The 755-nt window shown below is 63.8% G+C and carries 1 protein-coding gene; it reads right to left on the reverse strand.

What is annotated here, in order from left to right:
* Window positions 1-755: elongation factor Tu (locus GSQ77_RS28955; RefSeq protein WP_158907598.1), on the reverse strand; the 755-nt coding region annotated here is incomplete at both ends.

The raw sequence follows: 755 nt of genomic DNA on the forward strand, positions 1-755 counted from the left end.
GTGCGGCCGCCTTCGCGAATGGCGAAACGCAGGCCTTCGTCCATCGCGATCGGGTGGATCAGGCTCACCACCATCTTCACGTTGTCGCCCGGCATCACCATTTCCACGCCCTCCGGCAGCTCGCAAGCGCCGGTCACGTCGGTGGTGCGGAAGTAGAACTGCGGGCGGTAACCCTTGAAGAACGGCGTATGACGGCCACCCTCGTCCTTCGACAGCACATACACCTCAGCCTCGAAGTCGGTGTGCGGGGTGATTGTGCCCGGCTTGGCCAGGACCTGGCCACGCTCGACGTCGTCACGCTTCAGGCCGCGCAGCAGCAGACCGGCGTTGTCGCCTGCCTGACCCTGATCCAGCAGCTTGCGGAACATTTCCACGCCGGTCACGGTGGTCTTCTGCGTCGGACGGATGCCGATCACTTCGATTTCGTCGCCGACCTTGACGATGCCGCGCTCGATACGACCGGTCACCACGGTGCCGCGGCCGGAAATCGAGAACACGTCTTCCACCGGCATCAGGAACGGGCGGTCAATCACGCGCACCGGCTCCGGAATGTAGCTGTCCAGCGCATCAACCAGCTTGATGATCGCCGGCACGCCGATCTCGCTCTGATCGCCTTCCAGCGCCAGCTTGGCCGAACCCTGGATGATCGGGGTGTCATCGCCCGGGAAGTCGTACTTGGTCAGCAGCTCGCGCACTTCCATCTCGACCAGCTCGAGCAGCTCGGCGTCGTCCACCATGTCGGCCTTGTTCAGGAA

Source organism: Burkholderia sp. L27(2015), assembly GCF_009765705.1.
Taxonomy (GTDB): domain Bacteria; phylum Pseudomonadota; class Gammaproteobacteria; order Burkholderiales; family Burkholderiaceae; genus LMUX01.